General features: G+C 65.1%; 21 protein-coding genes and 1 pseudogene. 11 read left to right on the top strand and 11 right to left on the bottom strand.

Features of this window, described 5'->3' with window-relative positions; all coding sequences use genetic code 11:
* Nucleotides 1–2: 2 nt before the first annotated feature.
* Together EI171_RS17505 and EI171_RS17510 are read right to left on the bottom strand one after the other, a co-directional pair.
* A complete protein-coding gene (locus EI171_RS17505; RefSeq protein WP_161534274.1) occupies nucleotides 3–1379 on the bottom strand; it encodes a CBS domain-containing protein in 1377 nt (458 codons plus the stop codon).
* A gap of 212 nt (nucleotides 1380–1591) precedes the next feature.
* On the bottom strand, nucleotides 1592–2815 hold the full coding sequence (locus tag EI171_RS17510; RefSeq protein ID WP_161534275.1) for a phenylacetate--CoA ligase family protein: 1224 nt from the start codon (nucleotides 2813–2815) through the stop codon (nucleotides 1592–1594).
* An 86-nt stretch (nucleotides 2816–2901) separates the two neighbouring features.
* Here EI171_RS17510 and EI171_RS17515 point away from each other — a divergent pair, with 86 nt between their 5' ends.
* Complete coding sequence (locus tag EI171_RS17515) at nucleotides 2902–4056, top strand: AGE family epimerase/isomerase (RefSeq protein ID WP_161534276.1); 1155 nt, start codon at nucleotides 2902–2904, stop codon at nucleotides 4054–4056.
* A gap of 65 nt (nucleotides 4057–4121) precedes the next feature.
* On the opposite strand, the gene EI171_RS17520 is transcribed toward EI171_RS17515, so the two are convergent.
* The 6 genes and pseudogenes from EI171_RS17520 to EI171_RS17545 form a co-directional block, all read right to left on the bottom strand.
* Nucleotides 4122–4961 carry an ABC transporter ATP-binding protein gene (locus tag EI171_RS17520; RefSeq protein ID WP_161534277.1) on the bottom strand — a complete coding sequence of 280 codons (840 nt, stop codon included), beginning with the start codon at nucleotides 4959–4961 and terminating at the stop codon, nucleotides 4122–4124.
* A 152-nt stretch (nucleotides 4962–5113) separates the two neighbouring features.
* Nucleotides 5114–6397: an ABC transporter substrate-binding protein gene (locus EI171_RS17525; RefSeq protein ID WP_038967029.1), complete on the bottom strand. Its 1284-nt coding sequence runs from the start codon at nucleotides 6395–6397 to the stop codon at nucleotides 5114–5116.
* A 47-nt stretch (nucleotides 6398–6444) separates the two neighbouring features.
* Nucleotides 6445–7518, bottom strand: a complete 1074-nt coding sequence (locus tag EI171_RS17530) for a branched-chain amino acid ABC transporter permease (protein ID WP_011088706.1) — start codon at nucleotides 7516–7518, stop codon at nucleotides 6445–6447.
* A gap of 3 nt (nucleotides 7519–7521) precedes the next feature.
* Nucleotides 7522–8415: a branched-chain amino acid ABC transporter permease gene (locus EI171_RS17535; protein ID WP_011088705.1), complete on the bottom strand. Its 894-nt coding sequence runs from the start codon at nucleotides 8413–8415 to the stop codon at nucleotides 7522–7524.
* A gap of 78 nt (nucleotides 8416–8493) precedes the next feature.
* A pseudogene (locus tag EI171_RS17540) lies at nucleotides 8494–10423 on the bottom strand (long-chain fatty acid--CoA ligase).
* Nucleotides 10420–11241 (bottom strand): ABC transporter ATP-binding protein, encoded by an 822-nt coding sequence (locus EI171_RS17545; RefSeq protein WP_011088703.1) that lies wholly within the window; start codon nucleotides 11239–11241, stop codon nucleotides 10420–10422. The pseudogene EI171_RS17540 and the gene EI171_RS17545 overlap by 4 nt, the downstream one beginning before the upstream one ends.
* Nucleotides 11242–11578: 337 nt before the next feature.
* Between EI171_RS17545 and EI171_RS17550 the strand changes: the two genes are divergently transcribed.
* Nucleotides 11579–12253 (top strand): Crp/Fnr family transcriptional regulator, encoded by a 675-nt coding sequence (locus EI171_RS17550; protein ID WP_011088702.1) that lies wholly within the window; start codon nucleotides 11579–11581, stop codon nucleotides 12251–12253.
* A 9-nt stretch (nucleotides 12254–12262) separates the two neighbouring features.
* Here the strand turns inward: EI171_RS17550 and EI171_RS17555 are convergent, their stop codons facing one another.
* Nucleotides 12263–13513: an MFS transporter gene (locus EI171_RS17555; RefSeq protein ID WP_246740577.1), complete on the bottom strand. Its 1251-nt coding sequence runs from the start codon at nucleotides 13511–13513 to the stop codon at nucleotides 12263–12265.
* Nucleotides 13514–14014: 501 nt separating this feature from the next.
* On the opposite strand from EI171_RS17555, the gene EI171_RS17560 reads away from it, so the two are divergent.
* A complete protein-coding gene (locus EI171_RS17560) occupies nucleotides 14015–17335 on the top strand; it encodes an adenylate/guanylate cyclase domain-containing protein (RefSeq protein ID WP_161534278.1) in 3321 nt (1106 codons plus the stop codon).
* A gap of 21 nt (nucleotides 17336–17356) precedes the next feature.
* Nucleotides 17357–18037: a redoxin domain-containing protein gene (locus EI171_RS17565; protein WP_110116688.1), complete on the top strand. Its 681-nt coding sequence runs from the start codon at nucleotides 17357–17359 to the stop codon at nucleotides 18035–18037.
* Between the two features lie 17 nt (nucleotides 18038–18054).
* Here the strand turns inward: EI171_RS17565 and EI171_RS17570 are convergent, their stop codons facing one another.
* The gene (locus EI171_RS17570; protein ID WP_161534279.1) at nucleotides 18055–18894 is read right to left on the bottom strand and encodes a uroporphyrinogen-III synthase; all 840 of its coding nucleotides are present in this window, start codon (nucleotides 18892–18894) and stop codon (nucleotides 18055–18057) included.
* A gap of 159 nt (nucleotides 18895–19053) precedes the next feature.
* On the opposite strand from EI171_RS17570, the gene purU reads away from it, so the two are divergent.
* On the top strand, nucleotides 19054–19917 hold the full coding sequence (gene purU, locus EI171_RS17575) for a formyltetrahydrofolate deformylase (protein ID WP_161534280.1): 864 nt from the start codon (nucleotides 19054–19056) through the stop codon (nucleotides 19915–19917).
* Nucleotides 19918–20073: 156 nt separating this feature from the next.
* On the opposite strand, the gene EI171_RS17580 is transcribed toward purU, so the two are convergent.
* Nucleotides 20074–20358: a hypothetical protein gene (locus tag EI171_RS17580; protein WP_161534281.1), complete on the bottom strand. Its 285-nt coding sequence runs from the start codon at nucleotides 20356–20358 to the stop codon at nucleotides 20074–20076.
* 528 nt (nucleotides 20359–20886) lie between these two features.
* On the opposite strand from EI171_RS17580, the gene EI171_RS17585 reads away from it, so the two are divergent.
* The 6 genes from EI171_RS17585 to EI171_RS17610 all read left to right on the top strand — a co-directional run bounded on the left by EI171_RS17585 (nucleotide 20887) and on the right by EI171_RS17610 (nucleotide 26764).
* Complete coding sequence (locus tag EI171_RS17585) at nucleotides 20887–22065, top strand: ABC transporter substrate-binding protein (RefSeq protein WP_011088694.1); 1179 nt, start codon at nucleotides 20887–20889, stop codon at nucleotides 22063–22065.
* Between the two features lie 192 nt (nucleotides 22066–22257).
* Complete coding sequence (locus EI171_RS17590) at nucleotides 22258–23127, top strand: branched-chain amino acid ABC transporter permease (protein ID WP_011088693.1); 870 nt, start codon at nucleotides 22258–22260, stop codon at nucleotides 23125–23127.
* An 8-nt stretch (nucleotides 23128–23135) separates the two neighbouring features.
* Nucleotides 23136–24164, top strand: coding sequence for a branched-chain amino acid ABC transporter permease (locus EI171_RS17595; RefSeq protein ID WP_060908257.1), 1029 nt, complete (start codon nucleotides 23136–23138; stop codon nucleotides 24162–24164).
* Nucleotides 24161–24916, top strand: a complete 756-nt coding sequence (locus EI171_RS17600; RefSeq protein WP_060908256.1) for an ABC transporter ATP-binding protein — start codon at nucleotides 24161–24163, stop codon at nucleotides 24914–24916. The genes EI171_RS17595 and EI171_RS17600 overlap by 4 nt, the downstream gene beginning before the upstream one ends.
* Nucleotides 24909–25625 (top strand): ABC transporter ATP-binding protein, encoded by a 717-nt coding sequence (locus EI171_RS17605; protein ID WP_161534282.1) that lies wholly within the window; start codon nucleotides 24909–24911, stop codon nucleotides 25623–25625. The genes EI171_RS17600 and EI171_RS17605 overlap by 8 nt, the downstream gene beginning before the upstream one ends.
* 20 nt (nucleotides 25626–25645) lie before the next feature.
* A complete protein-coding gene (locus tag EI171_RS17610; RefSeq protein ID WP_161534283.1) occupies nucleotides 25646–26764 on the top strand; it encodes a cobalamin-independent methionine synthase II family protein in 1119 nt (372 codons plus the stop codon).
* Nucleotides 26765–26888: the final 124 nt, after the last annotated feature.

Consider the following 26888-nt stretch of genomic DNA (forward strand, 5'->3'; position numbering starts at 1 on the left):
CGTCAGGTGGAGCGCGCGGGAAAGCGCGATTTCCACGTCCGCAGCCCGTTCTCTTCGAACATGATGCGCGAGCAGTTATGCCCCTGCTGTTCCAGCGACGCGATGAGCTGGTAGCGCTCGAACGGACGCACGAAGAACATGAAGTAGCCGCCGCCGCCGGCGCCCAGCAGCTTGCCGCCGACGGCGCCGTTCGACTTGGCAAAATCGTAGATGGCGTCGAGCTCGCTTGAAGAGATTTTGGAGCTGAGCTTACGCTTGGCGTGCCAGGCTTCGTCGATCAGGCGTCCGCAATCCAGCAGCCGGCCGCGAAGGAGATGCTTGCGGATCTCGCGCGTCACCTCCTTCTGCTTGGCAGCGGCGGTCACCGCGTCGGCCGTCTCGTGCTGAGCTTTCTGGTCGCGATGAATCGCGCCGGAGTCATGACCTCCCCCGCTGTAGCAGAGCACCAGGCTCTCCTCGAGCTCGGCAATGATGTTGGGGTCGAGACGTAGCGGTACGATGGTGTTCTGGTCGGAGGAGAACTCCATGTGGTTGAAGCCGCCGAACACGGTGGCATATTGATCCTGCCAGCCGCCGGGAATGTTGAGCATCAGCCGCTCGGCCTGGAACGCCATTTCCGCGATCTCGTGGCGATCCCACTGGTCGCCGCGGAATTCGTTGAAGCATCCGATGATGGCGGAGGAGACCACCGCCGAGCCACCGAGGCCGGAGCCGACCGGGAAATCGGCGGAGACTTCGAGGTCGAACCCGTAGGTCGGCTTGATCAGGCGCACCACCGATTTGATCAGGGCGAGATCGCCGCCCGTGCCGAGCTCGGCGAGACTGCCGGCCTCGACCGTGCAGCGAAAATCGTGCGAATAAATCCGGATGCGGGGATCGCTCCGACGCCGCAACGTCGCGTGCGCATACATCTTGATCGTGGCGTTGATCACCGCGCCGCCGTCATTCTCCACGAAGTAGTGCGTGAGATCGGTGCCGCCGCCGGAGAAGGAGATGCGGACCGGCGAGCGGGCGCGCGCGAACACCTCGCTCTCCTCCGACAGGTTGAACAGCTCGCGGCTGAACACGTCGACCAGCCGGCCGTCGGTGTCGAGGATGGGGACGACGTGCACGCGCTGGTCGAGCAGTTTGAGAATCTGCTCCCGTGGTCCTCCGGCCTGTGCCCAGACGAAGTTGCGGTTGATGCAGGCTGCTACCTGGTCGTGAATCGTGATGCCCGTCAGCATCCGCCGGCGGATGTCGCCATCGGTCACCGCGCCGACGATTCGTCCGGCCGAATCCTGCGCAAAGAGGATGCCGAGCCTGTTGGCGTTGAGGCGCCGGAAGGCTTCCTCAATCGTCTCTGTCTCGGCGATGGTGACGAGGGTTCGCTCAAGCACGTTTTAGGTCCAGGGAAAGCCGGATTCTGCCGGCTGCAATGAAGGCGCATGCCCGGTTTGCTCACGGTCCGGTAATACGGGAGCCGGTGGGGTGATGCAAGGTTCCGCTGGCGCGCCCCCAAGGCGATCCAAACGGGGCCGAAATGCCCACCTGCCGGGGGAGAATCGCCAATGATGTGCGATTTTACATCGCCGTCGAAGGCGGGCTTGGGTTACCGCTCGTCCGCGATCACCTTGCCGTCGTTCGGCAGCGTGCCGGGGCCGACCAGCTCGACCGCGCCACCGAGCTTTGTCACCATCCGCAGCGTGCCCGCGATCTCCTCGCGCAGAGCCTCGCTTGCTGCCGCCGTTTCCGCCTTCAGCGTCATCGCATCGGTCTCGCCCTGGCGCGTGACGACGAGACGCAGGCGGCCGAGTGCGGAATGCCGCTTGCTGATCTCGGCGACCTGCTCGGGACGGACGAACATGCCCTTGACCTTGGTCGTCTGGTCTGCGCGGCCCATCCAGCCCTTGATCCGCATGTTGGTGCGACCGCATCTGCTCGGGCCCGGCAGCGCCGCGGTGAGGTCGCCGAGTGCGAGGCGGATCCAGGGATGGTGCGGGTCGAGCGAGGTGACGACGATCTCGCCGACATCGCCTTCCGCAACGGGATCGCCGGTGCCGGGCTTGACGATCTCCATGATCAGGCCTTCGTTCACGACCATGCCCTCGCGCGCCTCCGTCTCGAAGGCGATGAGGCCGAGATCGGCGGTGCCGAAGGCCTGGTAGGCGTCGATGCCGCGCGCCTTGATCTCGGCCTGGAGCGAGGGCGGGAAGGCCGCACCCGAGACCAGCGCGCGCTTGATCGAGGAGACGTCGCGGCCCGCGGTCGCCGCTGCATCGAGCAGGATCTTCAGGAAGTCGGGCGTGCCGCTATAGCCGACCGGCCGGTAGGCCTCGATCAGCTCGAATTGCTGCTCGGTATTGCCGGGCCCGGCCGGGATCACCGCGCAGCCGAGCGCGCGCGCCGAAGCATCGAAGATGAAGCCGCCGGGGGTGAGGTGGTAGCTGAAGGTGTTGAGCACGATGTCATCGGGCCGGAACCCAGCCGCGAACAGCGCCCGTGCGCCGCGCCAGGGATCGGCCTGCCGGCCCTCCGGCTCGAAGATCGGGCCCGGGGAGGTGAAGAGCCGGGCGAACGAGCCCGGTGCCGCCGCCACGAAGCCGCCGAAGGGCGCGGAGGCCTTGTGCAGGGCCGGCAGTTCCGACTTGCGCAGCACCGGCAGGCGCGCCAGCGCCGCGCGCGTGGTCACCGTGGCCGGATCCACGCCTTTGAGCCGCTCGGCATAGGCGGGCGCCGTTATCGCGCTGCGCAGCACGCCCGGCAGGCGCGAAAACAGCTCGGCCTCGCGCGCGGCTTGCTCGCGCGTCTCGAGGGCGTCGTAATGGGCGGTCATGGCTGATCTTTCCGGGTTGGCATCCGTTGCACGCCGCCGCTGGCATGGGTATCAGACGGCCATTGTCGGGACGTGGAGAGCGCGAGATGGCGGACGAACGGATCAAGGCGGCGGAGGAGACGGCTGGTGTCGTCGCGCGCCTGAAGCGCCGCATGATCGACGACGCGATGCCGCTGTGGTCGACCGTCGGCTGGGACCCTGTCGCGGGCGGCTTCATCGACCGGCTGCACCGCGACGGCACGGCGGATGCCGCCGCGCCGCGGCGCGTGTTCGTGCAGGCCCGCCAGATCTACTGCTACGCCAAGGCGGCACAGATGGGCTGGTATCCCGAGGGGCGCGCCATCGCGCTGAAGGGGCTGGAGCACCTGCTGGCACGCGCGAAGGCGCCCGACGGCCGGCCCGGCTATGTGCACCGGCTGACGCCGGAGGGCGCGGTGATGGACGGTCGGCGCGACGCCTACGACCACGCCTTTATTCTGTTTGCGCTTGCGACCGTCTATGCGCTCGACAAGGACGCGCAGGTTCGCGCCGAGATCGACACGCTGCTCGCCTTCCTCGACGGCCACCTGCGCTCGCCGCATGGCGGCGTCCACGAGGGGCTGCCGGTCTCGCTGCCGCGCCGGCAGAACCCGCACATGCATCTGTTCGAGGCGATGATCGCGTGCTTCGACGCGACCCACGATCTGTCGTTCCAGAATCGCGCCGGCGAGTTCTTCGCGCTGTTCCTCGCCAACCTCTACGACAAGCAGAAGCACGTGTTGTCGGAGTATTTCGAGGAGGACTGGTCGAAGATCGAGCCGGTCAGCGTCGAGGCTGGCCATCAGGCGGAGTGGGTCTGGCTGCTGAAGGGATTTGAGCGCATCACGGGCTGCCCGACCGGGCAGCGGCGTGCGGAACTGCTGGCGACCGCGCTGCGCTATCGCGACGAGGCGACGGGCTGCCTGATCGACGAGGGTGATGCCACCGGCAACATCCGCCGCAGCACGCGCCGGCTGTGGCCGCAGACCGAGATCGCGAAGGCGTGGATTGCACAGGCCGAGTCCGGCGAGGCGGGCGCGGCGGATGAGGCGCGCGCGGCCCTGGTGCGGCTCGAGCGGCATTATCTCAGCCATCCCGTGCGGGGCGGCTGGTACGACCAGTTCGATCGCGACGGCAAATCGCTGGTCGACACCATTCCTGCGTCGTCGTTCTATCATGTTCTCTGCGCAGTCACGGAAGCGGAGCAGGTGTTGGAAGGTTAGAGTTCTTTTGTTTTGACGCGTTTTCTTCGCGCGAACCGGTTCCCGCTTCGCTTGAAAACGCTTTGTCAAAGCCAGCGCTTGCGCCGCTTGAAGCTCTTGAGGTTCTTGAAGCTCTTGCGCTGGTCGCCGGCGCCGCCGAGGTAGAATTCCTTGACGTCCTCGTTGTCGCGCAATTCGTCCGCGGTGCCGTCGAGCACGACCTTGCCCTGCTCCATTATGTAGCCGTGGCTCGCCACCGACAGCGCGGCGCGCGCGTTCTGCTCGACCAGCAAGATGGTGACGCCGAGGTCGCGGTTGATCTTCTGGATGATGGAAAACACCTCCTTCACCAGCAGCGGCGACAGGCCCATCGACGGTTCGTCCATCAGGATCATCTTGGGGCGTGCCATCAGCGCGCGGCCGATCGCGAGCATCTGCTGCTCGCCGCCGGAGAGATAGCCGGCAAGGCCGGTGCGCTCCTTCAGGCGCGGGAAATAGTTGAAGACCATGTCGATGTCGGCATCGACCTCGCGGTCCCTGCGGGTGAAGGCGCCGAGCTTGAGGTTCTCCAGCGACGTCATGTCGGCGATGATGCGGCGGCCCTCCATCACCTGGAAGATGCCGCGGCGGACGATCTTGTCGGGATCGATGCCGTTGATCCGCTCGCCCTCGAACAGGATCTCGCCGCGCGTGACCTCGCCGTCCTCGGTCTTAAGCAGCCCCGAGATCGCCTTCAGCGTCGTCGACTTGCCGGCGCCATTGGCCCCGAGCAGCGCCACGATCGCGCCCTTGGGCACGTCGAGGCTGAGGCCGCGCAGCACCAGGATGACGTCGTCATAGACGACCTCGATATTACGCACGCCGAGAAGGGGTGGCGCGGGCACTATACTGGGCGAGGGACGAGTGGCTTCGTGAATTTCGGTCATTAGGTGTGCCGCCAATTTGGTGCGCTCGTCATGCCCGGGCTTGTCCCGGGCATCCACGTTCTTCGTGCCGAGTGGTCAGACGTGGATGGCCGGGACGTCTGCGCGAAGACGCGCTTCGCGCTTTTCCCCGGCCATGACGTCCGAGATCGAAATCACCACCCCAGCAATTCCGCTTTGCGCGGCAGTTCGACGGTCTTGACCTTCTCGAGCTTGATCGTGCCCTTGGCCATGAGATCGTTGAGGTCGCCGTCGGTCGCACCCGCGATCTTGGTGCGATAGAGGTCGACCTTCAGCGTGCCGCGGTGGTCCTTGTCGGTCCAGGTCGAGGGATTGCAGACGCCGTCCATTCCGGCCGGCACCCAGTCCTTCTTCTGGTAGAAGCCCTTGGCGACGTTCTCGCCGGTCGCTCCGCCGTTCTTGGCAGCCCAGTCGAGCGCCTCCCTCATGTAGAGCGCCGAGCAGACCGCCGCGACGTAATGCACGGGCCGGTAGACCTTGCCGGTGGGGTCGGATATCTTGGAGATCTCCATCACCGTCTTCATGCCGGGCGCATCGCCGCCCCAGCTCACCGCGGTGCGCAGCGGGAAGATCACGCCGTTGGCGGCGTCTCCGGCGGTCTTGGCGGCGTTCTCGTCCATGCCCCAGACATTGCCGAGGAACTGAATCTCGACGCCGGCGGTCTTGCAAGCCTTCAGGACGGAGATGTTGGAAGCCGCGGTGTTGCCGAGATAGGCGTAGTTGGCGCCGGAGGATTTCAGGCTCAGGCACTGCGCGCTGTAGTCACCCGGTGTGAGCGCGAACACCAACGGCGGCAGCACCTCGAAGCCGAGCTCCTGCGCCATGGCTTCGCCTGCGGCCTTCGGCGCGTTCGGATAAGGATGGTTGGCGCCCATGTGCACGAATTTCGGCTTGCCGGGCTTGCCCTTGGCCTTCCAGTCCTCGGCCGCCCACATCAGCATCGCGCGCAGCGAGTCCGAATAGCTTGGGCCGTAGAAGAAATTGTAAGGAGCGGGTTTGGCCTTGCCGCTGACGCCTTCGGGATCGGTCAGCGCGGCGGCATAGGAGCCGGAGAGATCGGGGATCTTGTCCTGGGCGAGGAAGCCGGTCAGCGCCTCGGTGTCGGCGGTGCCCCAGCCCATGATCGCTGCGACCTTGCTGTCCGGAGCCGACCATTTCTTGTAGAGCGCGATCGCGCGCGGCACCTGGTAGCCGTAGTCGTTGGTGTCGACGTTGAGCTGCTTGCCGCCGACGCCGCCGTTCTTGTTGACCCAGGCGAAGGTGTCGGCGACCGCCTGGCCGTAGGGCGTGCCGACGTCGGAGGTGCCGCCGGAATAGTCGGCGAGATGCCCGATCGCGATCTGGGCCTGCGCGCTCGCCGAGAATGCGGCGATCACCAGCGCGAGCGATGCAGTGCTCAAAAGGGATTTTGTCTTCATTGGTTGCCTCCTCCTGTTTTATTCGTTGGTTAGCAAGTTGCCCGTTTTCAATGCGAGAACGGGTAGAGTTTCCAGTACGCCTTGATCTGCCGCCAGCGATGCGCGAGCCCGTCAGGCTCGAACATCAGGAACGCGATGATGATCACGCCGATCGCGATCTCGCGCAGGAAGGTGATGTTGTTGTTGAGCGAAAGCGCCTTGTCGATCGCGCCGCCCTTCAAATAGATGCTGAGGAACTCCATCGACTCCGGCAGCAGCACCACGAAGGCGGTGCCCATCAGCGTGCCCATGATCGAACCCGTGCCGCCGATGATGATCATCGCCAGGAACAGGATCGAGCGCTCGATGCCGAAACCTTCCTGGGAGACCACGAGCTGGTAGTGCGCATAGAGCGCGCCGGCGATGCCGGCGAAGAAGGCGGCGAGGCCGAACGACAGCGTGCGGTATTTGGTGAGGTTGATGCCCATGATCTCGGCGGAGAGATAATGGTCGCGGATCGCCACCAGCGCGCGGCCGTCGCGCGTGCGCATCAGATTGGTGACGAGGATGTAGCTCGCCAGCACATAGGCCAGCACGACGTAGAAATACTGCTTGTCGCCGCGCAAGGTGAAGCCGAAGATCGAGAACGGATTGGCGCTGGCCGGCACCGAGCCGCCGGTGAACCACTCGGCGCGCGAGAAGAAGTCGAGCAGGATATATTGCGCGGCGAGCGTCGCGATGACGAGGTAAAGGCCCTTCAGCCGCGCCGCCGGAATGCCGAAGACCAGCCCGACCAGCGCGGTGACGACGCCTGCGAGCGGGATCGCGAAAAACACCGGGATCGGCGCATTGTTGGAGATGTAGGCCGAGGTGAAGGCACCGAGCAGGAAGAAGGCGGCATGCCCGATCGAGATCTGGCCGGTGAAGCCGACCAGGATGTTCAACCCGAGCGCCGCGATCGAGAAGATGCCGATCTGGATCAGAATGCTGAGCCAGTAGCCGCCAAGGAATTGCGGCACGAGGCAGAGCAGCAGCACGCCTACGATCGCAAAATTGCGGCTGGTCGCCGTCGGGAAGATCGTGGTGTCGGCCGCATAGGAGGTGCGGAAATCACCAGCAGGTATGAGGGCAGGGCCGGCCATGGGTCAGATCCGCTCGATGTCGTGGGTGCCGAACAAGCCGTAGGGCTTGATCATCAGCACGATGATGAGGACGTAGAACGGTGCGATCTCGTAGAGATTGCCCCAGTGCAGATACTCGCTGTCGACATATTGCGCGACGTTCTCGAGCAAGCCGATGATGATGCCGCCGAGCACGGCGCCGCCGACGGAATCGAGCCCGCCGAGGATCGCCGCCGGAAAGACCTTGATGCCGTAGGCGGCGAGGCCCGAGGACACCCCGTTCACCACGGCGACCACGACTCCGGCGACCGCTGACACCGTTGCCGAGATCGCCCAGGCCATCGCGAACACGCTTTTCACGGAAATGCCGAGCGACTGCGCGACCTGCTGGTTGAACGCGGTGGCGCGCATCGCAAGGCCGTATTTGGATGCGCGGAAGAACCAGGCCATGCCGATCATCATGGCGACCGAGACCACCAGGCTCATGACATAGACGGTCTGGATCTGAAGCCCGAACAAGCTGACGGACTGGCTCTCGAACACGCGCGGGAACGGCTGCGGGTTGACGCCGAACATCCATTTCAGCGTGGCCTGGAGCACCGTCGAGAGGCCGATCGTCACCATGATCACCGAGATGATGGGCTCGCCGATCATCGGCCGCAGGATCAGGACCTGGATGGCGATGCCGAACACGAACATGAACACCAGCGTCATCGGCATGCCGATCCAGAACGGCACCTGGTATTTCGCAAGCAAGGCCCAGCACACCCAGGCGCCGACCAGCAGCAGCTCGCCTTGCGCGAAATTGACGACCTGCGTCGCCTTGTAGATCAGCACGAACGACATCGCGACCACGCCATAGAGCGTGCCGACCACGAGGCCGTTGACCAGGAGCTGGATGAGGAAGGCGGTGTTCATGTTATGCTATCCTTCGCCTCTCCCGCTTGCGCAGGGAGGGGGGATCGATTGCTGGTGCGGTCTGCATTGGAAGCGACATCACTCCGCCGCCTCCGCCAATTGCCCGGGTCGGCCCAGATCCACCACCCGCAGCGCGGTGCGCACCCTCTGCGTGGTGCCGTCCTGGAAGCGGATCACGGTGTCGACGGGGATGACGGCATCGCCGCGGTAGATCGCGTCGATGATGCCGGCGTATTTCTCGTTGATGACGCTGCGGCGAACCTTTCGCGTGCGGGTGAGCTCGCCGTCGTCGGCATCGAGCTCCTTGTAGAGCAGCAGGAAGCGCGAGATGCGCTGCGCCGGCGGCAGCGTGGCGTTGACGGTCTCGACCTCCTTCTGGAGCAGCGTGTAAACCTCGGGCCGCGAGGCGAGGTCGCTGTAGGTCGTGAAGGAGAGGCGGTTCTTCTCCGCCCATTTCGAGATGATGGAGTAGCGGATGCAGATCATCGCCGCGAGCGCGTCGCGGCCCGCGCCGAGCACCACGGCTTCGGCGATATAGGGCGAGAATTTCAGCTTGTTCTCGATGAATTGCGGCGAGAAGCGCTCGCCGCGCGAGGTCTCGGCGAGATCCTTGATGCGGTCGATGACGACGAGCTGCCGGTTGGCGTTGAAATAGCCGGCATCGCCCGACAGCATCCAGCCGTCCTTGATGTCGGCAACGCTTGCCTCCGGGTTCTTGTAGTAGCCGAGGAACATGTTGGGATGCCGCACCACGATCTCGCCGACGCCGTGGACGTCGGCATTGTCTATGCGGATCTCGACGCTGTCGGCCATCGGCACACCCGTGGTGTCAGGATCGACCTTGCCCTCGGGATGCAGCGTGTAGGCTCCCAACAGCTCGGTCTGGCCGTAGAGCGTGCGCAGCGGCACGCCCATCGCCTGGAAGAACTTGAAGGTATCGGGCCCGAGCGCCGCACCGCCGGTCGCAGCCGAGCGCAGGCGGGTGAAGCCGCCGGTCGCGCAGCGCGCGAAACAGGATGGCGTCGGCAAAGCCCGAGCGCTTGCCGTCTGCAAGCGCGGCCAGGCCCGACTTCATCCCGATATCGAACAGGCGCTGCTTGAAGGGCGTGGCGTCCATCACCTTGGCACGAACGTCGGCGGCGATCGATTCCCAGACGCGCGGGGCGAACAGCACGAAGGTCGGCGCGATCTCGCGCAGATCGTTCATCATCGTGTCCGGCTCTTCGACGAAGTTGATCTTCATCCGGCAGAGCAGGCCTTTGCCGAGCACATAGACCTGCTCCATGATCCACGGCAGCGGCAGCACCGAGACGTATTCGTCGTCGGGTCCCTTCGGATCGAAGGCGAGATAGGTCGCGCAATGGCCGAGCACGCGGCCGGCGGCGAGCATTGCGAGTTTTGGATGCGAGGTGGTGCCTGACGTGGTGCAGAGGATTGCGACATCCTCGCCCTTGGTCGCGTCGACGAGCTTGTCGTAAAGCCCCGGCTCGCGCGCAGCGCGGGCGCGGCCGAGCTCGGCGAATTTCTCCGCCGACAGCAGCCTGGGGTCGTCATATTTCCGCATGCCGCGCGGGTCGGAATAGATGATGTGCTTCAGCCGCGGCACGCGGTCGGCGAGGGTGAGCAACTTGTCGACCTGCTCCTCATCCTCGGCGAAGACCAGCTGCGCCTCGCCGTAATTGAGGAGATAGGAGGCCTCTTCGTCCAGCACGTCGCGGTAGAGCCCGAGGCTCAGGCCGCCGATCGCGTGGGTGGCGATTTCCGCGGCGACCCAGTCCGGCCGGTTGTCGCCGATGATGCCGATGACGTCGTTGTGGCCAAGGCCGAGCTCGACGAGGCCGAGCGCGAAATCGCGCACGCGCGTCTGGTAGTCGTTCCAGGTGAAGACACGCCACAGCCCGAGATCCTTTTCGCGCAGCGCAATCTCGTGGCCATGCTCCCTGGCGTTGAGCCGGAGCATTTTGGGATAGGTATCGGCCTGCGCGACGCGGCCTGCATAATCCATCATGCCGCGCTCTCCTGCGCCGGCGGCGCATCGTCCGGATCGACCAGCACCTCGTCCTCCTCGCCGAGATAGGCGCGCCTGACGTGGGGATCGGCGAGCACCGCACCCGGATCGCCCTCGGCGATCTTGCGGCCGAAATCCAGCACCATGACGCGGTGGGAGATGTCCATCACCACGCCCATGTCGTGCTCGATCATCACCACCGTCATCCCGAATTCCTCGTTGAGATCGACGATGTAGCGGGCCATGTCCTCTTTCTCCTCGAAGTTCATGCCGGCCATCGGCTCGTCGAGGAGGATGAGGCGCGGCTCCAGCGCCATGGCGCGGGCGAGCTCGACGCGCTTGCGCAGGCCGTAGGAGAGGGTGCCGGCTTGCGCTTTCCGCACCGACTGGAGGTCGAGGAAGTCGATGATCTCCTCGACCTTGCGGCGATGCGCGAGCTCTTCCTTGCGCGCGCCGGTGAGCCAGTAGAGCGAGCCCGTGAGGAAATTGTTCTTCAACAGGTGATGGCGGCCGACCATGATGTTGTCGAGCACGCTCATGTGGTGGAACAGGGCCAGGTTCTGGAAGGTGCGGCCGATGCCGAGCGAGGCGCGGGCGTTCGGCGTCAGGCCGGTGATGTCGCGGCCCTGATAGAACAGCTGGCCCTCGGTCGGCTTGTAGCGGCCGGAAATACAGTTCACGATCGAGGTCTTGCCGGCCCCGTTGGGGCCGATGATCGAGAACAGCTCGCCCTCCTTGATGGCGAAGCCGACATCGGTCAGCGCACGGACGCCGCCGAACCGCAAAGACACGCCGCGCACTTCAAGACTGGTAGCCACCAAACAAGTCCCTCCCCGGTGATGGCGCTTTCTGTGGCGCTCTTCGTCGGTTCCTGTCGGGCGATCCTAGTACGGTCGTGCCGGCCAGACCATGCAGCTATTGGTCTCGACCGGACCCGCGAGGCTCTCGCTCCCGTTAGGGATCAAAAGCCGCATCGCCCGAGGTGGCCCTCAATAGGGGAAAGCGCTATTTTGAAATGTCTCCGGCCTGACAATTCTGCGACAAAGTTTTTCAGGCGAGACGGCCTTCATCTTTCGTCGGATGGCGGTCGATGCGGTCGTGTTGCAGTGCAACAGAAGGGCGGAGTGACGAAACGGTGCGGCTGGCTTCGGGATCATGATTTCAGAGGATCAACTGAAGCGCATCGCCGCTTGGTCGCGCGAGCTCACGCAAGCGGAGATCGAGGTCGCTCGCGCCGGAATCACGGAGCGGTCCTACGGCATCGGCGAGGCTGTGTTCATGCGCGGCGACACGTTCGGCTATTGGGCCGGCATGGTCTTTGGCCTTGCCCGGATGGGCGGGGTGTCGCGCGACGGCAAGGAGGCGAGCCTTGCCGGGCTGACTGCGGGGGCCTGGTTCGGCGAGGGCAGCGTGCTCAAGAACGAGCCGCGCCGCTACGACGTGGTCGCGCTGCGCAACAGCCGTGTCGCGCTGATGGAGCGCAGCGCCTTCATGTGGCTGTTCGAGAACAGCGTCGGCTTCAACCGCTTCCTGGTCCGCCAGCTCAACGAGCGGCTCGGCCAGTTCATCGGCATGCTCGAGGTCAACCGTACGCTCGATGCGACCTCGCGCCTCGCGCGCGGCATCGCCTCGCTGTTCAACCCGATCCTCTATCCGGAATCGACAGCGCATCTGGAGATCACCCAGGAGGAGATCGGGGCGCTCTCCGGCATGTCCCGCCAGAACGCCAATCGCGCGCTGAACCGGCTGGAGAAGGAGGGCCTGCTGCGACTCGAATATGGCGGCGTCACCATCCTCGATATCGAGCGGCTGCGCGGGTACGGGGACTAGGGCGCCCCGTCATCGCGCATTGGCGGGGGCGTGCAGGGGCCAGAGGTCCGCGCGCCAGCGCACCGCGATCGCCGCCATCGCGATGAACCCCGAGACGGCATAGAGCGAGCCCGTCGCGGAATAGCCGATGAGGTCGATCAGGCTGCCGGCCGCGAGCAATCCGAGCGGCAAGCCGTAGATCACCATCATGCGGACGCCCATGACACGGCCGCGCAGATGCGCGCTCGCCGTGCGCATCAGGATCACGGCGGCCGATATCATCGACATGCTCTGGGCGATGCCAGCGAGAGCGAGGCAGGCCATGGCCACCGGCATGGTCCTGATTTCGACGAACACCAGCAGCATGGCGTACCAGGCCAGCGTCGCGCCGATCAGAAGCCGGGCAATGCGCAGGCCGCCGACCAGGCTGAGCGTGATGGAGCCGATCAGCGAGCCGACGGCGAAGCTGGCCGAGAGATAGCCGAGCCCGGTCTGGTCGGTGTGAAAGATTTCGCGCGCGATGTAGGGCAGCAATCCGCCCGTGAAGGGAAATGCGGTGAGATTGGCGAGGAAGGCGACACACAGCGCGGCGCCCATTCCGGGGCCATTCCAGGCGTAGACAATCCCTTCCCTCAGCTCGTCGAGCAGTTTTGAAACGGCGCGGCTGTTCGCCGGCAGGTCCATCGTGGCAACGGTCCTTTCCGGTCGGGTCAGGCAGGACATGAGAATCGCGGCCACGAGGTAGAGGCTGGCGACTGCCGCATACACCAACCCAATGCCGAGCACGGCGAAGAGGCCCGCGCCTGTCAGCGCTCCGGCAATGCGGGCGCTGTCCTGGGTCGTCCGTGACAGGCCGATCGCGCCCACCAGCTGCTTGGCCGGCATGATGTCGGCGAGCAGCGCGCTGCGAATGCCGAGATCGGAGGAGCGGATCAGGCCCATGATTGCAACGATGATCATGACGTTGAGTGGCGCCAGACGGCCGGTCAGTGCCAGCACCATGATGGTCGAGGCGAGCGCCGTATAGGTGAGGCGCAGCACGACAAGGAGATCGCGATGACCCATGCGGTCGCCGATCATCCCGAGCACCGGTGCAACCAGCGTTCCCACATATTGCAGCGAGGCGAGAATGGTCAGCAGCAGCACCGATCCGGTCTCGACCAGGATGTACCAGCCGAGCACCAGCGTTTCGATCTCGAAGGCCCAGGAGGTGAGCAGGTCGGACGGCCACTGGAAGCGATAGTTGCGGATGCGGAATGGCGCGAGCGCGGATGTGCTCAAGATGCAATGACGGGTTTCACGGCGATTCCCTGCCCTTATTCTTGTTCTTTCTAATCCGGCAACGTAGCGCTGACACTGCTCGTGTCAATCAGCGCTGCCGCATACCAACCCGCTCGAACGCCACAAGGTTTGCCGCGCGGCTTCTGGGGGCGCTGTTTCTCGTGAGCGTCGTCGTGTCGCCTTCCCAGGCGGGTCCGCAGGACATGCTCGCCTTGATGCAGCGCACTACGTCGCTCGCGAAGGAGACCCGCTATGGCGAGGCGGTGTGGCTTGCGCGAAAGCTCGTCGGAGAGGCCGAGATAAGTGCGGGCGACGATCGCCGGGGGTGTCTATCCTCAGCACCGAAAGACGGTCCGGTTGCGGGGAGGGGTGAGGCCGCGCGCGCGGCCGTTAACCGACCACCGCTTGCTCTTCCCGTGCGACGAGCCCATGCTTGCCCGGTTCCTGGGTCCGGCAGGTCCAGGAGATTGCACCATCGCGGCTTCCGCGAGGTCTTGACCCATGAACTGCTCTTGCTGTGGTTTGGAGGTCCAGAGCGGCTTTGCCTTCTGCCCGAAGTGCGGCACGAAGCAGCCGAACGCGTGCCCTGGCTGCGGCTTTCCATGCGCGCCGGATTTCGCCTATTGCCCGAAATGCGGCGCCTTCGTCTCTGAGACCCCCACAGGCGGGCAGGCATCGGCGCGGACGAGCCCGACGACGCTCCCGATCCGGTCCTCCTCTCCGCCGCTCGCGCCGGCGGAGGAGGCCCAAGCCGCATTTCGACCTCAGCTGGACAAGATCGACAGCGAGGCGAACCGCCGCACCATCACCGTGCTGTTTGCCGACCTCAGCGGCTTCACTGCGATGAGCGAGCGGCTCGACCCCGAGGTCATGCAGACGCTTCAAAACGGGTTGTTCGAGGAGTTGACGGCCGCGGTGCAAAGCTTCGGCGGCTTCGTGGACAAATTCATCGGCGATGCGCTGCTTGCTCTGTTTGGTGCGCCGGCGGCGCACGAGGACGACCCAGAGCGGGCGGTGCGCGCTGCTCTCGACATGATCGACCGGACGGCGCGCCTCAGCGAACGCGCGAAGGCGTATGCAGGTTCACCGCTGCTGCTCCATGTCGGCATCAACACCGGGCACGTCGTCGCGGGCGGGCTCGGTGCGGGCGTTGCCAAATCCTATTCGGTGACCGGCGACACGGTGAATACCGCCCAGCGACTACAATCGATGGCGGCTCCGGGCGAGGTGCTGGTCGGGCCGTTGACCCACCGTCTGACGCGGCATGCGTTCTCCTATGACTCGCTTGGCGAGGTCTCGCTCAAGGGCAAGATGGGCAGCGTACTGGTCCACCGTCTGAAGGAGCCGCTCGACACGCCCCGTGCCGCGCGAGGTCTCGACACGCTGGGCCTCAATGCGCCGTTGATCGGGCGCGACGCCGAGCTTGCGCGCATGATCGGCAGCCTTGATCTCGCGTGCGGCGGCGCGGCTCAACTGGTGCGGCTGGTCGGTGAGGCCGGCATCGGGAAGACGCGCCTGGTCAGGGAGTTCGTCGCCCGCATCCGCGATCAGGATCGATTCGCAGGCGTGGCGATCCGGCAGGCGGCGTGCTCGCCGCTCGGCGAACAGTCCTACGGCACACTCGCCGCCGTGCTGCGCAGCGCCTATGGCATCGCGCAGAAGGCGGGCGCCACCGAGGCGGAGGCGAAGGTCGCCGAAGCGCTATCGGAGCTGGGCCTCGCGACCGACGAGGCCGACCGCCTGATGCCCCTCTATCTGCACGTACTCGGCCTCGGCGACCCCAACGCCGTGCTCAGGCATGTCGAGCCCGAACAGCTCCGCCGGCAGATATTCTTCGCGATCCGCACCGTCTTCGAACGCCGCCTGGCACTGTCGCCACTGCTGATCATCGTCGAGGATCTGCATTGGGCCGATGCGGTGTCGCTTGAAGCGTTGCGCTTCCTGATGGACCGACTGGAGCGGACGCGGCTGATGCTGTTGTTTACGCATCGGCCGATGCTGGAACTGGACCTGTTCGGTTCGAGCAGGATCAGTCACGCAACCCTCCGGCTGCCCCCGCTTGGGGACGCCGACGGACAAAGGCTGCTCGCGGCCTATTTCAGTCACGGTTGGCGTGAACCACCGGGACGTCTGTTCAGTCGAATCCTCGATCGCGCCGGCGGCAATCCGCTTTTCCTCGAGGAGATCATACGCGGCCTGATCGAAGCCGGCACCCTGGAGCGCGACGGCGTGCAGTGGCGGATGACGTCGGATGAAGCCGCCGCCGATATTCCGGCAAGCATTCAGGCGTTGTTGCTGGCGCGTCTCGACCGGTTGCCGCATCAGGTGCGCCGCCTGGCACAGGAGGCCGCAGTGATCGGCCCGCGTTTTGATGCGGCTGCTCTCGGTGCGGCGGCAACCGAGCCGGCAAGGGTCGAAGCAGGGCTCGAACTTCTGTGCGACGCGGAAATCGTCGAGGAGATCGCGGGCTCGAATTCGATTTCGCTGCGGACCTACCGCTTCACGCAAACCATGCTTCAGGACGTGATCTATCAAAACCTGCTTCTGCAGCGCCGGATCGAGCTTCATGGACGGATTGGTGGGGCGCTCGAGAGGCTGTATGGCCAAGAGCCCGAGCGCCTCGAAGATCTCATACTGCTCGGACATCACTTCAGTCTGAGCGCGAGCAAGCCGAAAGGCGCGCGCTATCTGCGCGCGGCCGGCGATCGCGCACGCGCCAGCTATGCCAATGACGATGCCATCCGTCTCTACCAACAGGCCCTCGCCGTGCTGTTGGCCGGCGGCGAACGGGAGCCGGAACGTCTGGTTCTGTACGAGCGGATCGCGGACCTCTGTGGCGCGGCTGGCCGCCGGAACACGGCCGAGGAGCACTATCAGAGCGCGTTGGAGGGGCACCGCGCCCTACAGGACCGGATCAGCGAAGCGCGAATTCTTCGCAAGCTTGGCCGATTGCTGTGGGACGCCGGCAAGCGGATCAAGGCAGAGACGCATTACGCCGAGGCGGCCAACCTGCTTGGAGGGATCGACGCGTCCATCGAGTGGGCGCATCTCTTGCAGGAGCGCGGCCGTCTCGCGTTTCGGACGGGCGATCACGTGGCCGCCGCAAGATGGGCAGACGAGGCGCTCGGCTATGCACGGTCCGTACCGGCGGACGCGGACAAGCAGGGAGGGCTCGAGGCGGCACGTGCCATTGCGGAGGCCCTCAACACCAAGGGGGTTGCGCTGGCGCGGCTTGGACGACACGAGGAGGCGGTGCGCGAGGTGGAGCAGAGTGTTGCAGCCGCCGAAACAGCCGGCCTCCTCAACGTAGCCTGCCGCGGCTACACCAATCTCGGTGTGCTCTACACGATTGTCGACCCGGCGAAAGCCGTGGAGGTCTGCCGGCGTGGACTCGATGTCGCGCGTCGGATCGGGGATCTCGGCTTCCAGGCGCGTCTTCTTGCCAATTTTGCCGTTGCCTGTTGCACCTTCACGGACAGATGTACCGAAGAAGGGGTGCCGGCTGCCGAAAAGGCGATCGAAATCGACCGCGCGCTCGATCAGCGCGAGCATCTCGCCGTGCCCTTGATCGTGCTCGGGCAAATCCATCAATGCCATTTCCGCCCCGATCTGGCCGCCCTCTGCTACAACGAGGCAATCGAGGTGGCGAACGAAACCGGCGAACCGCAGCAGCTTTTTCCATGCTATGATGGTCTCGCCACGCTGAGCCTTGATCGAGGCGACATGCCCGAGGCCGACCGATATTTCGCGCTGGCCCATGATGTCTGCGCCCGCCACGGGCTTGATCCCGCCGGGCTGATCGTACTGCCGTTTCTTGACTAGGTCATATGAAGGAGTTCAACCATGTCAGAACTTCATGTCGACGGACCGCTTCAACCGGGCGATCGCGCACCGAACGTCGTGCTGGACGCCATCACACGCGATGGAACGATCGCGCTCCAGGATTTTCGTGGGCATAGCCCGATATTGATCGGCTTGTTTCGAGGGCTGCACTGCCCGTTCTGTCGGCGCCATATCGCGGCACAGGCGCAACTTGGCGCAGCGCTGCGCGATAAGGGCGTCGAAAGTCTCACGGTCGTGAACACGCCCATCGAACGCGCGCGGCTCTACTTCCGCTATCATCCCTTGCCCAATCTGCTCGCCGCGTCCGACCCCGAGCGGGTCTCGCACCGCGCGTTCGGCCTGCCCAATCTCGAGTTTACGGACCACGAGACCGAGTGGCCGCGCAAGGTGGGTATGGACGTCGTCATGAGCATGCAGGTCGATATGCCCGGCGAAACGCCGGGGCCGATGAATCGGCTGGCGGCTGCCGAATACCTCAACAACAAGGACGGCTACGAGATGATGGAGGCCGATCAGCGCATGGCGGCAACCGGCCAGGGCCAGCTGTTCGGCCAGTTCCTGCTGGATCGCGAGGGGATCGTGCGCTGGACCTTTACCGAGGTTCCTGAAGGCGGCCAGCGCATGTTCGGGGCTCCGAGCCCCCAGGAGTTGATGTCGGCCGCCTCGCAGGTGGCAAGCTAGGCATCGTCGCCTGGTGATTAACCCGCCACCTTCGGCCGTTTCTCGGCGAGCGCTGCGGCCATCGCCGAAATCAGCGGCCGCATGAAATACGCATCTTCCGCCGGTGCGATGTCTGTGCGCAGGCCATGCGCGGCGAGCTCCCCCGACACCGCAGGGCCCACCGACGCAATCAGCGTCCGCTCCAACCCTGCGCGCAACTTCGCTTCGCTGCCATGTGCCTTTGCGGCTTCGATCAGGCGGCGGACCTGGCCGAGATTGGTCAGCGCGATGGAATCGATCCGTCCCTCCGCCATGTCGTCGATGGCGGCGACGATGTTGGCATCCGCCGCCTTTGAATCGTAGACATAGGGCAGCACGGTATCGACCTCGGCGCCTTGCGCCGAGAGTGCGCCGGTCAGGGTGCTATGGTCCTTGTCCGGATAAAGCTGGAGGCCGAGGCGCCGCCCCTTCAGGTCGAGCTTGCCCAGCATCTCGATCACGCCCTCGGTGGTCGGCTTCTCCGTGGTCTGCTGCGCCTCGAGCGAGATCTCGCGCAGCGCCTTGCCGGGCTTCGGCCCGCGGGTGAATTTTCGCGATTTGGCGAGGGCCGCGACCAGAGCCTGGTCGAGACCACGGGTCCGCGCGAGCTTTATGATCCGCCGCAGGCCTTCGCCGGTCATCAGCACGAGATCGTCAAACGGCCTGTCGATGGCGCGGCGGATCCAGGCCTCGACCGGGGCCGGGTCCGGCGCATCGTGGATGGTGAACATCGGGCACTGCACGACATCGGCGCCTTGCTCGGCGAGCAGCTTTGAGAACTGCGCCTCCTCGCGCGTTTCCAGGATCAGGATGCGGTAGCCGTTCAAGCGGTCGGCCATGGGCGTGCTCCGGTACAAATCGCAATGGTCCGTTCATCCTGACTCTGCACTTTATGTAGAAGCAAGTCTTGGGATTGGCGCAAGGGCGGGGTCGGTGATAGAGCAGGGCGCAAATCGCGAGTTGTTCCGCATCATTTGCCCAAACCTTCATCAAGAGCCATGCCCGATCATCAATATGTCCTGACCCTGTCCTGTCCGGATCGCCCCGGCATCGTCTCGGCGGTGTCGACCTTCCTGGCCCACAACGGACAGAACATTCTCGACGCCCAGCAGTTCGACGACGTCGAGACCAAGAAGTTCTTCATGCGGGTGGTGTTCACCGCGGCCGATCTCGCCGTGGAGCTCACCGCGCTCCAGACCGGCTTTGCCGCGATCGCGGAGCGCTTCGGCATGGAGTGGCAGATGCGCGACCGCGCCGCGCATCGCAAGGTGATGCTGCTGGTGTCGAAGTCCGACCATTGCCTGGTCGACATCCTCTATCGCTGGCGCACCGGCGAATTGGCGATGGTCCCGACCGCGATCGTCTCCAACCATCCGCGCGAGGTCTATGCCGGGCTCGATTTCGGCGGCATCCCGTTCCACCATCTGCCTGTGACCAAGGAGAGCATGCGCGAGCAGGAGGCGCAGATCCTCGATCTCGTCGCCAAGACCGGAACTGATCTCGTCGTGCTCGCGCGCTACATGCAGATCCTGTCGGACGATCTGTCGGCCAAACTGTCGGGGCGCTGCATCAACATCCACCACTCGTTCCTGCCCGGCTTCAAGGGCGCAAAACCCTATCACCAGGCCCATGAGCGCGGCGTGAAGCTGATCGGCGCCACCGCGCATTACGTCACGCGCGATCTCGACGAGGGCCCGATCATCGACCAGGACGTCGAGCGCATCAGCCACCGCGACACGCCCGAAGATCTCGTCCGCAAGGGCCGCGACATCGAGCGCCGCGTGCTGGCGCGCGCGATCCGCTACCATCTCGACGACCGCGTCATCCCCAACGGCCGCAAGACCGTGGTGTTTATGGATTGATGTTGTTTCACCTCTCCCCGCTTGCGGGGAGAGGTCGGATTGCATCGACGATGCAATCCGGGGGGACTCTCCGCGACTCCAACTGTCACCGTCCCCGTGGAGACTCCCCCTCACCCCAACCCTCTCCCCGCAAGCGGGGCGAGGGAACGCACCGACCTAGCGCACCGCGCCGCTCGACGGAGTGCCCGTCGCGCCCTTCTGCGCCTGCTCTTCCTTCTCGCGATCGGCCGCCGGCAGCAGCCGCTTGCGCTCGCGCTCCTTCATGTAGGCGTCGTATTGCGGCGTGCCTGCCCGCGGCGGGGCGTCGGCCGGCAGGCCGCCGGCCCATTGCGGGACGTAATCGCCGACGCCGACCGACAGCTTCTCATTGACCGTGCCGCAGCCGGACAGCCCCACGGCAAGCGCGAGGAGGGGCAGGAGGGAGCGGAAAGGCTTGGGCATTGTGGGGGCGCGCTGGTTCGGTCTGGTTGGACGCCGGGTCAGGCTGGCGCCGCGAGAGTAGCCTTCAACAAGGTAAAATAGACTTATTCGAGGTAGGTAATATGTTACCGGGCTGGAGCCGGCGCGAGGCCCCGGATGTACCAATTCTGCAAAAGAAAGACGAAATCTTCCATCCACGCGGCCCGTCGCGTTTCTAGACTGCGGCGCCGGCCTCGCGACAACGTGGCTTGGCCCGGCGAGGGGGCTTTTTCGTTGACAGGTCCATTTTATTTGTACAATCGTACAAATAAAAGCGGCCAAGGTCGGGGCGTTCGGGTCACCTCGACGTAACCGCGACATCACTCCCCGCCGTCGGAAATCGGGACGCTCGGCTTGCGCCGAATGGTCGCCAAACGTCCGATTGACAAGGGGGGCGCCAAGGACGCCATGTGGCGCGCGATAAGGCTCGCGCGTGAGCTAGAGTGAGGCAAGGACCGGGCACTCGGTTCGCCGCACAAGAGGTCAGGAATCAAGGGGAGGGACACTTTGATGTTCGAACGCAAACAACTTTCTTGGGCAGCCGCGGTGGCCGCCGTTGCAGGCTTTGTGGCCGTCGCGCCGGCCAGGGCCGAGGACACCGTCAAGGTCGGCCTGATCCTGCCGATGACCGGCGGCCAGGCCTCGACCGGCAAGCAGATCGAGAACGCGATCAAGCTCTACATGCAGCAGAAGGGCGACACCGTCGCCGGCAAGAAGATCGAGATCATCCTCAAGGACGACGCCGCGATTCCCGACAAGACCAAGACCGCTGCGCAAGAGCTGATCGTCAACGACAAGGTCAATTTCATCGCCGGCTTCGGCGTGACGCCGGCAGCCCTCGCCGCCGCGCCGCTGGCAACGCAGGCCAAGATTCCGGAAGTCGTGATGGCGGCCGGCACCTCCATCATCACCGAGCGCTCGCCCTACATCGTGCGCACCAGCTTCACCCTGGCGCAGTCCTCGACCATCATCGCCGACTGGGCGGTGAAGAACGGCATCAAGAAGGTGGCGACGCTGACCTCGGACTACGCGCCGGGCAACGACGCGCTGAACTTCTTCAAGCAGAATTTCACCGCCGGCGGCGGTGAGGTGGTCGAAGAGGTCAAGACGCCGCTCGCGAATCCCGATTTCGCGCCGTTCCTTCAGCGCATGAAGGACGCCAAGCCCGACGCAATCTTCGTGTTCGTGCCGGCCGGTCAGGGCGGCAACTTCATGAAGCAGTATGCCGAGCGTGGCCTCGACAAGGCCGGCATCAAGGTGATCGGCCCCGGCGACGTCACCGACGACGACCTCCTCAACAACATGGGCGATGCCGTGCTCGGCACGGTCACCGCGCACCTTTATTCGGCGGCGCATCCGTCCGCGATGAACAAGGATTTTGTCGCGGCCTACAAGAAGGCCTTCGGCACTCGTCCGGGCTTCATGGCGGTGAGCGGCTATGACGGCATCCACCTCATCTACGAGGCGCTGAAGAAGACCGGTGGCGACACCGACGGCACCAAGCTGGTCGAGGCAATGAAGGGCCAGAAGTGGGAGAGCCCGCGCGGCCCGATCTCGATCGACCCCGAGACGCGCGACATCGTGCAGAACATCTACATCCGCAAGGTCGAGAAGGTCGACGGCGAGCTCTACAACGTCGAGTTCGCGACCTTCGAAGCCGTCAAGGACCTCGGCAAGACCAAGAAGTGACGCGCGAAAGCGCGTCATCCCGGGGCGCGCATTGGCGCGAGCCCGGGATCTCGCGCCCCGCTCTCGTCATGCCCGGGCTTGACCGGTGCATCCACGCGAGAGCCGAAACAGGAACGTGGATGGCCGGGACATTTGTTTGAAGACGCACTTCGTGCTTTTGCCCGGCCATGACCGATAACCCAAGCTGAGACGATGACCTCTATCCTCACCAACCTGTTCGATGGCGTTGCCTACGGCATGCTGCTGTTCGTGCTCGCTTGCGGGCTCGCGGTCACGCTCGGCCTGATGAACTTCGTCAACCTCGCCCACGGCGCCTTCGCCATGACCGGCGGCTATGTCTGCATGGTGCTGGTCAACCGGATGGGCTGGCCGTTCTTCGCCGCGCTGCCGCTCGCTTTCGTCTCGTCGGCGGCGATCGGCATCGTGCTCGAGCGTACGCTCTACCGCCATCTCTATACGCGCAGCCATCTCGACCAGGTGCTGTTCACCATCGGCCTGACCTTCATGTCGGTCGCGGCCGTGGACTACATCCAGGGCTCGTCGCGGGTCTTCATCAACCTGCCGGCCGCGCTCCAGGGCCAGTTCGACCTGTTCGGCGTCGGCATCGGCCGTTACAGGCTGATGATCATCGTGATCTGCGGTCTGCTCACCATCGCGCTCCAGATGGTGCTGGCCAAGACCCGTTTCGGCAGCCGGCTGCGCGCCGCCGTTGACGATCCGCGCGCCGCCAGCGGCCTCGGCATCAACGTGCCGCAGGTGTTCGCTTTCACGTTTGCATTCGGTTGCGGGCTCGCCGGCCTCGGTGGCGCGCTCAGCGCCGAGATCCTCGGCCTCGACCCGTATTTCCCGCTGAAGTTCATGATCTACTTCCTGATCGTGGTCACCGTCGGCGGCTCGTCCTCGATCACCGGCCCGTTCCTGGCCTCGCTCCTGCTCGGCATCGGCGACGTCGCCGGCAAGTACTACGTGCCGAAGATGGGCCCCTTCGTGATCTACACCATGATGATCGTGATCCTGATCTGGCGCCCGAACGGCCTGTTCGGCCGCACGGCCGCGCGTTGAGTTCGCCGATGAGCGCTTCCTCCGACGTCGGTTATCACGCCCAGCGCCATGCGCGCTGGCACTATGGCGAAGTCGCGTTCTGGCTGATCGTGCTGGCCTGCGGCTTTGCATTTCCCACGCGCTATCTGATCATGACCGACATCCTGCGGCTGGCGCTGTTTGCGATGTCGCTCGATCTCATCCTCGGCTATGCCGGCATCGTCTCGCTCGGCCACGCCGCCTTCTTCGGCGTCGGCGCTTATGCGGCGGGGCTGCTTGCTCTTCACGGGATCATCAACGAGCCCGTGCTCGCGCTGATCGTGGCCGGCCTTGCCGCCATGGTGCTGGGCTTCGCCACCAGCTTCCTCGTGATCCGCGGCGTCGATCTCACCCGGCTGATGGTGACGCTCGGCATCGCGCTGCTGCTGGAGGCGCTCGCCGAGCGCTTCTCCAACATCACCGGCGGGACCGACGGCCTGCAGGGCATCGAGATGCAGCCGATCTTTGGCGAGATTCCGTTCGACATGTTCGGCAAGGCCGGCTTCTTCTATTCGCTGGCCGTGCTGTTCGTGTTGTTCCTGTTCGCCCGCCGCGTCGTGCATTCGCCGTTCGGCCTGTCGCTGCGTGCGATCAAGAACAATCCGCTGCGGGCCGCGGCGATCGGCATCCCCGTCAACCGCCGCCTGATCGCGATCTATACGCTGGCGGCGTTCTATGCCGGCATCGCAGGCGCGCTGTTCACCCAGACCACCGCGATCGCCTCGCTCGACGTGTTCGCCTTCGAACGCTCCGCCGACCTGATGCTGGTGCTCGTCATCGGCGGCACCGGCTATCTCTATGGCGGGCTGGTCGGCGCGGTGGTGTTCCGTATGCTCCAGGAATTGTTCTCCACCATCACCCCGCAATACTGGCAGTTCTGGATCGGCCTCGTGCTGGTCGTGATCGTGCTGGTCGGCCGCCAGCGCCTGCATCGCTGGGTGCTGTATGTGCCGAACCTGATCATCAAGCAGGTTGCCGGTCGCAAGGCGGTCGTCGCCGTGCCGGAGAGCGACGCATGACCATCGCGCTCGAAACCCAGAACCTCGAAAAGCAGTTCGGCGGCCTGCGCGTCACCCGTGATCTCTCGCTCAGAATCGAGCAGGGCGCCCGCCACGCGCTGATCGGTCCGAACGGCGCCGGCAAGACCACTGTCATCAACCAGCTCACCGGCGTGCTGAAGCCGAACTCCGGGCGCATCCTGCTGGAAGGCCAGGACATCACGGACGTGCCGGTGCACAAGCGCGTGCTGCGCGGCCTGTCGCGCACGTTCCAGATCAACCAGCTCTATCCCGACCTGACCCCGCTCGAGACCATCGGCCTTGCCGTCTCCGAGCGCCTCGGCCATGGCGGCGACTGGTGGCGGCGGATGGGCACGCGCAGCGACGTCAACGGCGAGATCGCCGATCTGCTCGCGCGTTTCCATCTGCTCGACGTCATGAACGAACAGACCGTGACGTTGCCCTACGGCAAGCAGCGCCTGCTCGAGATCGCGGTCGCGATCGCGGCCAAGCCGCGCGTGCTGCTGCTCGACGAGCCCGCCGCAGGCGTGCCCGAGAGTGAACGCCACGATATTCTCGCCGTCGTAGGCAGCCTGCCGCGCGACGTCACGGTGCTGCTGATCGAGCACGATATGGATCTGGTGTTCTCCTTCGCCGACCGGATTTCGGTTCTGGTCTCCGGCGCGCTGCTCACAGAAGGCCCGCCCGAGCAGGTCGCGCGCGACCCGCAGGTCAAGGCGGTCTATCTCGGCGAGGAGGCGGTCAATGTCTGACCTGCTCGAGATCGAAGCCTTGCGCGCGGGCTACGGCGAGGCGGTGGTGCTGCCGAAGATGTCCCTGCGCCTCGCCGAAGGGCAGGTGCTGGCGCTGCTCGGACGCAACGGCACCGGCAAGACCACGCTGATCAACTCCATCGTCGGCGTCACCCGCCGCTTCGCCGGCACCGTCGCGCTCGCCGGCACGGATGTCACCACGCTCCGACCCGACCAGCGGGCGCGCGCTGGCATCGGCTGGGTGCCGCAGGAGCGCAACATCTTCCGCTCGCTCACGGTCGAGGAGAACATGACCGCGGTGGCCCAGCCCGGTCCCTGGACGGTCGAGAAGGTCTACGAGATGTTTCCGCGGCTGAAGGAGCGGCGGGGCAATTTTGGCAACCAGCTCTCCGGCGGCGAGCAGCAGATGCTGGCGATCGGCCGTGCGCTGACCCTCAACCCGAAGGTCCTGCTGCTGGACGAGCCGACCGAGGGCCTTGCCCCCATCATCGTCGAGGAGCTTCTGAAGGCGATCGGCACGATCACCCGGGCGGGCGGCATCTGCTCGATCATCGTCGAGCAGAACGCGCAAAAGATTCTGGGGCTCGCCGACCGTGTTGTGATATTGGAGCGCGGAACGATCGTCCACGACGCCCCGAGCGCCGCGCTGAAGGCTGACCCGTCGGTCCTCGAGCGCCACCTCGGCGTCGCAGGGGCGGCGGCCCACTAAGAATAACCCGGGAGAAGAAAATGCAGCGAACCAAAGCCCCCTTCCGCGCCGACGAGGTCGGCAGCCTCCTGCGTCCGGCCAAGATCAAGGAAGCCCGTAGCCGTCTCGAGAAGGGAGAGATCTCGGCCGACGATCTGCGCAAGATCGAGGACATGGAGATCGAGAAGGTCGTGCACAAGCAGGCCTCGGTCGGGCTGAAGCTTGCGACTGACGGCGAATTCCGCCGCTCCTGGTGGCATTTCGACTTCCTGGCCAAGCTCACCGGCTGCGAGCTGTTTCACCCCGACACCGGCATCCAGTTCGCCGGCGTGCAGACCCGTCACGATGCGGTCCGCGTGATCAGCAAGCTCGACTTCCCCGACGATCACCCGATGCTGGATCATTTCCGCTTCCTGAAGAAGTGCGCCGATCAGGCCCACGTCACCGCCAAGATGACGATCCCCTCGCCGGCGGTGCTGCACTTCCGCGGTGGCCGCAAGGCGATCTCCAAGGACGTCTATCCCGATCTCGATGCCTTCTACGAGGACCTCGGCAAGACCTATCGGAAGGCCGTGAAGGCGTTCTATGACGCCGGCTGCCGTTATCTCCAGTTCGACGACACCGTGTGGGCCTATCTCTGCTCGCCGGACGAATTGCAGAAGGCGCGCGAGCGCGGCGACAATCCGGACGGCCTGCAGCAGATCTATGCGCGCATCATCAACTACGCGCTGGCCGAGAAGCCCGCCGACATGGTGGTGACGACACATGTCTGCCGCGGCAATTTCCGCTCGACCTGGATCTCCTCGGGCGGCTACGAGCCGGTGGCCGAGACCATGCTCGCCGGCACCAATTACGACGGCTACTTCCTGGAGTACGACAGCGACCGCGCCGGCGGTTTCGAGCCGCTGCGCTTCCTGCCCAAGGGCAACAAGGTCGTCGTGGTCGGCGTCATCACCTCGAAGTTCGGTGAGCTCGAGAAGAAGGACGACATCAAGCGCCGTCTGGAAGAAGCCGCCAAGTTCGCGCCGCTGGAGCAGCTCGCACTGTCCCCGCAATGCGGCTTCGCTTCGACCGAGGAGGGCAACATCCTCTCCGAGGAAGAGCAGTGGGCCAAGCTGAGCCTTGCGGTGGAGATCGCGAAGGAAGTGTGGGGCAACTGAGGCACAGCGTCATCCCGGGGCGCGCGTAGCGCGAACTATGGTGCGCGCTTGCGCACCTGGGGATCTCGAGATCCCGGGTCTGGTGCTTGCGCACCACCCCGGGATGACGGCGCGCAAGCGCGTC

This window comes from Bradyrhizobium sp. LCT2 (assembly GCF_009931255.1).
Taxonomy (GTDB): Bacteria; Pseudomonadota; Alphaproteobacteria; order Rhizobiales; family Xanthobacteraceae; genus Bradyrhizobium; species Bradyrhizobium diazoefficiens.

Coding starts and splice junctions, on each gene's coding strand:
- EI171_RS17600 (WP_060908256.1), top strand. CDS start 24,161: ATGACCATCGCGCTCGAAACCCAGAACCTCGAAAAGCAGTTCGGCGGC.
- EI171_RS17535 (WP_011088705.1), bottom strand. CDS start 8,415: ATGAACACCGCCTTCCTCATCCAGCTCCTGGTCAACGGCCTCGTGGTC.
- EI171_RS17605 (WP_161534282.1), top strand. CDS start 24,909: ATGTCTGACCTGCTCGAGATCGAAGCCTTGCGCGCGGGCTACGGCGAG.
- EI171_RS17570 (WP_161534279.1), bottom strand. CDS start 18,894: ATGGCCGACCGCTTGAACGGCTACCGCATCCTGATCCTGGAAACGCGC.
- EI171_RS17515 (WP_161534276.1), top strand. CDS start 2,902: ATGGCGGACGAACGGATCAAGGCGGCGGAGGAGACGGCTGGTGTCGTC.
- EI171_RS17590 (WP_011088693.1), top strand. CDS start 22,258: ATGACCTCTATCCTCACCAACCTGTTCGATGGCGTTGCCTACGGCATG.
- purU (WP_161534280.1), top strand. CDS start 19,054: ATGCCCGATCATCAATATGTCCTGACCCTGTCCTGTCCGGATCGCCCC.
- EI171_RS17520 (WP_161534277.1), bottom strand. CDS start 4,961: ATGACCGAAATTCACGAAGCCACTCGTCCCTCGCCCAGTATAGTGCCC.
- EI171_RS17550 (WP_011088702.1), top strand. CDS start 11,579: ATGATTTCAGAGGATCAACTGAAGCGCATCGCCGCTTGGTCGCGCGAG.
- EI171_RS17530 (WP_011088706.1), bottom strand. CDS start 7,518: ATGGCCGGCCCTGCCCTCATACCTGCTGGTGATTTCCGCACCTCCTAT.
- EI171_RS17610 (WP_161534283.1), top strand. CDS start 25,646: ATGCAGCGAACCAAAGCCCCCTTCCGCGCCGACGAGGTCGGCAGCCTC.
- EI171_RS17585 (WP_011088694.1), top strand. CDS start 20,887: ATGTTCGAACGCAAACAACTTTCTTGGGCAGCCGCGGTGGCCGCCGTT.
- EI171_RS17525 (WP_038967029.1), bottom strand. CDS start 6,397: ATGAAGACAAAATCCCTTTTGAGCACTGCATCGCTCGCGCTGGTGATC.
- EI171_RS17580 (WP_161534281.1), bottom strand. CDS start 20,358: ATGCCCAAGCCTTTCCGCTCCCTCCTGCCCCTCCTCGCGCTTGCCGTG.
- EI171_RS17510 (WP_161534275.1), bottom strand. CDS start 2,815: ATGACCGCCCATTACGACGCCCTCGAGACGCGCGAGCAAGCCGCGCGC.
- EI171_RS17560 (WP_161534278.1), top strand. CDS start 14,015: ATGAACTGCTCTTGCTGTGGTTTGGAGGTCCAGAGCGGCTTTGCCTTC.
- EI171_RS17595 (WP_060908257.1), top strand. CDS start 23,136: ATGAGCGCTTCCTCCGACGTCGGTTATCACGCCCAGCGCCATGCGCGC.
- EI171_RS17565 (WP_110116688.1), top strand. CDS start 17,357: ATGTCAGAACTTCATGTCGACGGACCGCTTCAACCGGGCGATCGCGCA.